This is a genomic window from Sphingobium sp. ba1, from assembly GCF_000743655.1.
In the GTDB taxonomy this organism is placed as follows: domain Bacteria; phylum Pseudomonadota; class Alphaproteobacteria; order Sphingomonadales; family Sphingomonadaceae; genus Sphingobium.
The window spans coordinates 1,524,001-1,530,355 of sequence record NZ_JPPQ01000069.1; the positions used below are offsets into that span (position 1 = coordinate 1,524,001).

A 6,355-nucleotide genomic window follows, 5' to 3' on the forward strand; every position below is an offset into this window, starting at 1 on the left:
GAACAGGTTGAGCAGCACCTGCCCGAAATTGTTGCCGCCGCTGTCCTTCATCATGATGTCGCGCGAGCGCGCCATCTCGCCGCCGGGAAAATCCCGATCGGCGAAGTGGTCGCCTGGGGGCGGCGGCGGGGGCGCATTGCCGGCCGGAAGTGCGGTGCCGGTCATTTGCATGCCGGGCATGGCGGGCGTTCCCGGCGTCGCTGTCTGGCCATGCTGCGCATGGTCCATCCCGGGCATGTCGGGCATCGCGCCGTCCTGATGCTGGGAGTGGTCCATGCCCGGCATCTCCGGCATTGCGGGAGACGTGGATTGCGGCTGACCGGCCGCATTTGCTTGCGCCGCGGGAGTGGTCTGGTGCTGCGAATGGTCCATTGCCGGCATGGTGTCCGGCGCTGGCTTCTGAGCGCGCGGCCTGGCAGTGGGCTTGGGGCGCGGCGCGGCGGCCTTGTCCTTCTTTTTCTCCTGCGCCGGCCGCGCCCCGCCCGGCGGCGCCATGCCGGGCATGTCGTGCATCGAATGATCCTGGGCAAAGGCGGGTGCGGCGGCGAGAAGGGCGATCGCGCTCACCAGCGGCGTGAGGATGCGGGTCATTGCGCGTCTCCCTTCGGACGCACGCTCACGACCCGCATCATCCCTGCATGCATGTGGTAGAGGAGATGGCAGTGGAAGGCCCAGTCCCCGACCGCGTCGGCGGTGAAGTCCCAGCTCACCTTGCCGCCGGGCTGGACGATGACGGTGTGCTTGCGCGGCGCATGGTCGCCATGCCCGGTCACCAGCTCGAAGAAATGGCCGTGGATGTGGATCGGATGCCCCATCATCGTGTCGTTGATGAGATTGACGCGCACCCGCTCGCCTTCGATGAACGGGATCGGCTCGTGATGGTCCGACATTTTCTCGCCGTCGAACGACCACATGAACCGCTCCATGTTGCCGGTGAGGTGGATGTCGATGCTGCGGCTCGGCGCGCGCACGTCTGGATTGCGCTCGAGCGCCATCAGATCCTTGTAGACGAGCACCTTGTGGCCGACGTCGGTGAGGCCCTGGCCGGGCTCGCCGGTGCGGTCGACGGGCATCGGCGAGATGGTCTGGACGCTCGGATCGCGCTTCACCTGCGGCGCGTTCGAGAAGTCGCGCATCTTCATCGAACCCATCGCGTGCCCGCCATGATCCATGCCCGCCATCTGGCCATCGGCGCCCATCGCGCCGTGGTCCATGCCGGCCATCGATCCATGATCCATCCCGCTCATCGCGGAATGATCCATCCCCGAATGGTCCATGCCCGCCATGGCGCTGTTGTCCATGGTCGCCATCGCTGCCGCCGCGCCGGTCGCGAGGCGCGCGGACGCGTTCTTCTCGGCCGTCGGATCGACGCCCCGCATAGCGCCGCCCGACATGTCCATGCCTTCCATGCCCGGCATCGAGGACATGTCCATGCCCATGTCCTTCATGTCGGCGAGCGGCCGTTTGCGTAAGGGAGGCACCTCGCCAGCCATGCCGGCGCGCGGCGCGAGCGTGGCACGCGCCATACCCGAGCGGTCGATGGCCTCGCCGACAAGAGTATAGGCCTTGTCCTCGCCTGGGCTGACAACGACGTCGTAGGTCTCGGCGACACCGATCTGGAACTCGTCGACGGTGACGGGCACCACATTCTGCCCGTCGGCCTGGACGATGCTGAGCGGCAGGCCGGGTACGCGGACGTTGAAGGTGGTCATCGCCGACGCATTGATGACGCGCAGCCGCACCCGCTCGCCCGGGGTGAAGAGCGCGGTCCAGTTGTCCATCGGACCATGGCCATTGACGAGATAGGTGTAGGTCGATCCGGTGACATCGGAGATGTCGGCGGGGTCCATCCGCATCTGGCCCCAGTCGAGCCGGTCCTTGAGTGGCTGGTCCTTGCCCGAGAGCAGCCCGGCCAGCGTCTGGCGCTGGAAGTTGAAATGGCCGGGGTTGACCTTGAGACGCCGGAAGATCGCCTGCGGCGAGAGTGCGCTGTGATCGGCGAGCACGATGACATGCTCGCGGTCATAGGCGACCGGATCGGCACCGGCGGGGTCGATGATGATCGGGCCGTAATGGCCTTCCTGCTCCTGCAGGCCCGAATGGCTGTGATACCAGTAGGTGCCGCTTTGCACGACGGGGAACTGGTAGAGGTAGTTCGATCCCGGCTTGATGCCCGGAAAAGACACGCCCGGCACGCCGTCCATATTGGCCGGCAGGATCAGCCCGTGCCAGTGGATCGAGCTGTCCTCCTCGAGTTGATTGACGACGTTGAGCCGCACGCGCTGGCCTTCGCGCAGCCGGATCAGCGGGGCGGGGACCGTGCCGTTGAGACCGATTGCGCGGAACTGGCGCCCGTCGATGCTCATCGACTGCCGGGCGATGGTCAGCGTGATGTCTTCGCCCGACACGGTCGGTAGCGTCGGTCGCATCCCCGGCGAGATGGTCTGCGCCCAGGCAGGCAGCCAGGCTGATAATGCGGCGCCACCACCGGCGAGGGCCGCGCCGCGAAGGAACTGGCGGCGGTCGAGGGCAGAAATCATTCGGTTTGTCTCAGCTTGCGGAAAGAGGGCGGACCTATTGGAAATACGCAGCCCACCCGCCTGCCCCTCAAACTTTCTTCAAACTTTCCGCGAGGCGCGGCCGGGCGCGGTAGAGGCGGGTCTCGACGGCCTTCTGGGAGATGCCGAGGATCTCGGCGGTTTCGGCTTCCGATTTCTCGTCGATCGTCCGCAGGATGAGCGTGTCCTTGAGCGAGGCGGGCAGGGCGGCGATCGCCGTCATCGCCTCGGCGAGTTGCTGTTCGGCATCCAGGGCGCGGTCGGCCGAGGGGGCGTCGTCGACGATATGTTCGGCTTCGCCCAGAGGAAGGGCGAAGGAAAAGAAATTGCGGACCGCACGGCGACGGCGCCAGTCGTGGCATTTGTTGATGACGATCCGCGACATCCAGACCGGGAAGGGCCGCGTCCCATCATAGCGGCTGAGCGCGGAAAAGGCGGCCACGAAGCTCGCCTGAGTGACGTCGAGCGCCTCGTCGGGGCTACCGACATGGCTGCGCACGAGACGGTGTACCCAGCCCTGATGCCGGCGGACCAGCTCGCCATAGGCCGCTTGCCGGCCCCCCAGCGCCAGAGCCGCAAGCTCCCCGTCCGAGCAGTCGGGGAGGTGGAGCGTCATTTTTTCTCGGCCGTCAGCGCTTTCACGACGGCGTCGTCGAACTTCACCGTCTGGTCGGGGCGGAGCACCGCACGCATCGCGAAGATATGCTCGAGCGTTTCCTTCTGCAGCGCGCCCATCGCCTGGTGTGACCGGTCGACGGCGGCGGAGACCTGAGGCCCATAGCCATGTTCCGACCTGATGGCCTGCGCGAGCCATGCATTGTCGGCGCGCAGTTCCGCTTCCAGGGCCTGTCGGCGGATGGCGTAGCGGGCTTCGATAGCCTCGAGCCGTGCATGTTGCGCGCTATCCAGCTTGAGATCGCGATGGAGCAGGTCGTGCAGCTCATTCTCGACAGGGGGCGCCGGCACGACATAGAGCCGGCCGATCACGACCCCCGCTACTGCCGCAACAAACGTCAGCAGCACGAGAAGGAGAAGGCCGCGGCGATCGCGCATCATTGCGCGCTCAGCAGCGTCGAAGGAGCGAGCGCGAGCCGCGCGTCGAAGGGCGATGCCGCAGCATCTGCCGAACGCACTGGCACCGCGGAACCGGCGATGCCGATGAAGAGCGCGACCGCGGCTGCGACACCGAAGGTCGTGGCGCTCAGGCGCGGCATGGCCTGGAGCCGGGCGATCTCGGCCATGACGCGGCTGTCCAGCCCGGCAAGCCGGGGATCGAGGGGGGCTTCCCGCAACCGGCTGAGCATGTCGTCGAGGTGGTCCATGATGTTTCTCCGTCTTCTCTTCTCAATACGCAGGGTGGTCTTCTAACCCTTGTCCGGGAACAAAAAGAAAATTGCGAGGGGTGCAGGTCGCGGCTGCGTATTCTCTCATGTCACTGACAGGAGAATGTCCAAATGCGCTTCTTTTCGCCGCTCGCAGCCATCGCCGCCGTCGGCCTGAGTGTTTCTGCTCCGGCCTACGCCCATCCCAAGCTCGTGTCCTCGACGCCCGCCGCCAACGCCAGCGTCCCGGCGCCGTCGCGTATAACGCTCACCTTCAGTGAAGGTCTGATGCCGAAGCTGTCGGGCGCCGAGATCGTGATGACCGGCATGCCCGGCATGCCCAACCACCGCATGGCGGTAACCGGCTTCAAGACGTCCGTCGAAGGCGACAAGACGCTCGTGCTGACGCTCGCCAAGCCGCTCATGGCGGGCAGCTATCAGGTCGCCTGGCACGTCGTCTCGACCGACACGCACCGCATCCAGGGCAATCTCGCCTTTACCGTCAAGTGACGCCATGAACGACGTGGCACTCGTCGCCGTCCGCTGGGCGCTCTACGTCGATCTCGGCCTGCTGTTCGGCCTGCCGCTGTTCGCGCTCTATGCGCCCGGCGGCGGCCGGATGGTGCAGCGGCATCTGCCGATGGCGGCAATGGTGGCCGGTCTCGCCTGTCTCGCCCTCCTGCTGTCGGCGCTGGGGTTCGCGTTGCAGGCTGCGGCGATGACCGGGCTGCCACTCGCCCAGCCTGATCTTTCCATGGTCGCAGAGCTGTTCAACGGCACTTCCATGGGAACGGCGCTGAAGGCGCGCCTCGTCGCGCTCCTCGTTCTTCTGCTCTGCATCCCCTTCTATCGCCGGCAATCCCGTCCTGCCTTCATCGCCTCCACTCTGGCGGGCGCGGTCGCGCTCGCGACCCTCGCCTGGAGCGGGCATGGCGCGGCCGGCGAAGGCGAGGCGGGCTGGCTGCAACTGCTGGCCGATCTCATCCATCTGCTCGCCGCCGGCGCCTGGGTCGGCGCGCTTGCCGCCTTCCTCGCGCTGGTTCTTCCCAGGCTCGCAACCGATGATGTCGCCGCTGAAGACATGGACCAGGTCACACTGGCCGAGGAAGCCCTGCGGGGTTTCTCCCTCGTCGGCACGATCATCGTCGCCCTGCTGATCCTGACCGGGACGGTGAACGGCTGGTTTCTGGTCGGCCCGGGCAACATCGCCTCGCTCGGTCAGTCGAGCTACGGCCTGCTGCTCATCGCCAAGCTGGTGCTGTTTGGGGGCATGCTGGGCCTTGCCGCGCTCAACCGCTACCGCCTGACCCCGGCACTGGCACAGGCGATCGAGGAAGAGGACGCGCCACGGGCGCAGGCGCTGTTGCGCGCGAGCCTCTTCGTCGAAGGCGGGCTTGCGATCGTCATTCTCGGGCTCGTCGCCTGGCTGGGGACACTATCGCCGCCCATGTCGATGTAGCTTATCGTTTCGGACGCCTCGCGTTGGGAGATGCCAATGCAATCCTACACCCCGCCGCTCGGGACCGGATCGACGAAAGACTATGATCGCGCGATCCGCCTGTGGACGCGGGAGAAGCGGTGGCGTGCCGCCATGCTCGCCGCCCTGGCGCCCAAAGCCGGTGAGACGGTCGTCGACGTCGGCTGTGGCACCGGCAGCTTCGCGCTGATGCTCAAGCAAGCCGAGCCCAGGACGCAGGTGATCGGTCTCGATCCCGATGCCGAGGCGCTCGACATCGCGCGGCACAAGGCCGCTGCGCGGCAGGCCGATATCGACTGGCGTCAGGGATTTGCCAGGGACGTGGCCCCGGGCACCGCCGACGCTGTCGTATCGAGTCTCGTGCTGCATCAGATGCCGGTCAGGGAGAAGGCGGCAACCCTGCGCGCCATGTTCGCCATGCTGCGCCCGGGTGGCCGCCTGGTGATCGCAGATTATGGCCGCCAGCACGGTCTCATGCGGCTCGCCTTTCGCCTGACCGTGCAGCGACTCGATGGCATCGATGATACCCGACCCAACGCCGACGGCGTGCTCCCCGGCCTGATCGCGGCGGCCGGCTTCAGGCATGTGGCCGAGACGTTTCGGCTCTTGACCATCACCGGCGCGATCGAATTGCTTACCGCGCATCGACCGGCGCAGGCCCAGGGCCTTACGGTTGCGAACGACCTTGGCTGATCCCGGCCGAGCGACCGGGTACGCCGATTTGGCCGCTTAGGCGATTACGTATTGACCCTGACACGGTGTCAGACCCTAGATCGTCAGGCGTCGAAAGGAGCAAGGCGATGAACGAGACACATGGAGCGGCGCATGGCGGCGGTTGCTGCGGCGGCCACGGCGGCGCGAAAGCGGCGACCGGCATCAAGGACCCGGTCTGTGGCATGACCGTCGATCCGGCGACCACCGCGCACCATGCCGATCATGGCGGTGAACGCTATCATTTCTGCAGCGCGGGCTGCCGGGCAAAGTTCATCGCCGATCCC

8 protein-coding genes and 1 pseudogene are annotated in these 6,355 nt (G+C 66.6%); 4 read left to right on the top strand and 5 right to left on the bottom strand.

What is annotated here, in order from left to right:
* The 5 genes and pseudogenes from IL54_RS10405 to IL54_RS10425 all read right to left on the bottom strand — a co-directional run.
* Window positions 1–591: pseudogene (locus IL54_RS10405) on the bottom strand (copper resistance protein B); the annotation flags it as partial.
* Window positions 588–2,540 (bottom strand): copper resistance system multicopper oxidase, encoded by a 1,953-nt coding sequence (locus IL54_RS10410; protein ID WP_015449251.1) that lies wholly within the window; start codon window positions 2,538–2,540, stop codon window positions 588–590. The pseudogene IL54_RS10405 and the gene IL54_RS10410, both read right to left, overlap by 4 nt.
* A 67-nt stretch (window positions 2,541–2,607) precedes the next feature.
* Window positions 2,608–3,174 (bottom strand): RNA polymerase sigma factor, encoded by a 567-nt coding sequence (locus IL54_RS10415; protein WP_037475454.1) that lies wholly within the window; start codon window positions 3,172–3,174, stop codon window positions 2,608–2,610.
* Window positions 3,171–3,611, bottom strand: coding sequence for a periplasmic heavy metal sensor (locus IL54_RS10420; RefSeq protein WP_026109207.1), 441 nt, complete (start codon window positions 3,609–3,611; stop codon window positions 3,171–3,173). Before IL54_RS10420 ends, IL54_RS10415 begins: the two co-directional genes overlap by 4 nt.
* Window positions 3,611–3,880: a hypothetical protein gene (locus tag IL54_RS10425; RefSeq protein WP_037447996.1), complete on the bottom strand. Its 270-nt coding sequence runs from the start codon at window positions 3,878–3,880 to the stop codon at window positions 3,611–3,613. The genes IL54_RS10420 and IL54_RS10425 overlap by 1 nt, the downstream gene beginning before the upstream one ends.
* A 132-nt stretch (window positions 3,881–4,012) precedes the next feature.
* Here IL54_RS10425 and copC point away from each other — a divergent pair, with 132 nt between their 5' ends.
* From copC to IL54_RS22945, 4 genes are all read left to right on the top strand, one after another.
* Window positions 4,013–4,390, top strand: coding sequence for a copper homeostasis periplasmic binding protein CopC (gene copC / locus IL54_RS10430; protein ID WP_007406420.1), 378 nt, complete (start codon window positions 4,013–4,015; stop codon window positions 4,388–4,390).
* Between the two features lie 4 nt (window positions 4,391–4,394).
* On the top strand, window positions 4,395–5,339 hold the full coding sequence (gene copD / locus IL54_RS10435) for a copper homeostasis membrane protein CopD (protein ID WP_037448002.1): 945 nt from the start codon (window positions 4,395–4,397) through the stop codon (window positions 5,337–5,339).
* Between the two features lie 36 nt (window positions 5,340–5,375).
* Window positions 5,376–6,050, top strand: coding sequence for a class I SAM-dependent methyltransferase (locus tag IL54_RS10440; RefSeq protein ID WP_020820524.1), 675 nt, complete (start codon window positions 5,376–5,378; stop codon window positions 6,048–6,050).
* Window positions 6,051–6,157: 107 nt separating this feature from the next.
* Window positions 6,158–6,355, top strand: a 198-nt coding sequence (locus IL54_RS22945; protein WP_156106292.1) for a YHS domain-containing protein, incomplete at its 3' end; no start/stop codon positions are given.

What these genes read in the sequence shown, in the direction of transcription:
- IL54_RS10410 (WP_015449251.1), bottom strand. Translation starts at nt 2,540, where the DNA reads ATGATTTCTGCCCTCGACCGCCGCCAGTTCCTTCGCGGCGCGGCCCTC.
- IL54_RS10415 (WP_037475454.1), bottom strand. Translation starts at nt 3,174, where the DNA reads ATGACGCTCCACCTCCCCGACTGCTCGGACGGGGAGCTTGCGGCTCTG.
- IL54_RS10420 (WP_026109207.1), bottom strand. Translation starts at nt 3,611, where the DNA reads ATGCGCGATCGCCGCGGCCTTCTCCTTCTCGTGCTGCTGACGTTTGTT.
- IL54_RS10425 (WP_037447996.1), bottom strand. Translation starts at nt 3,880, where the DNA reads ATGGACCACCTCGACGACATGCTCAGCCGGTTGCGGGAAGCCCCCCTC.
- copC (WP_007406420.1), top strand. Translation starts at nt 4,013, where the DNA reads ATGCGCTTCTTTTCGCCGCTCGCAGCCATCGCCGCCGTCGGCCTGAGT.
- copD (WP_037448002.1), top strand. Translation starts at nt 4,395, where the DNA reads ATGAACGACGTGGCACTCGTCGCCGTCCGCTGGGCGCTCTACGTCGAT.
- IL54_RS10440 (WP_020820524.1), top strand. Translation starts at nt 5,376, where the DNA reads ATGCAATCCTACACCCCGCCGCTCGGGACCGGATCGACGAAAGACTAT.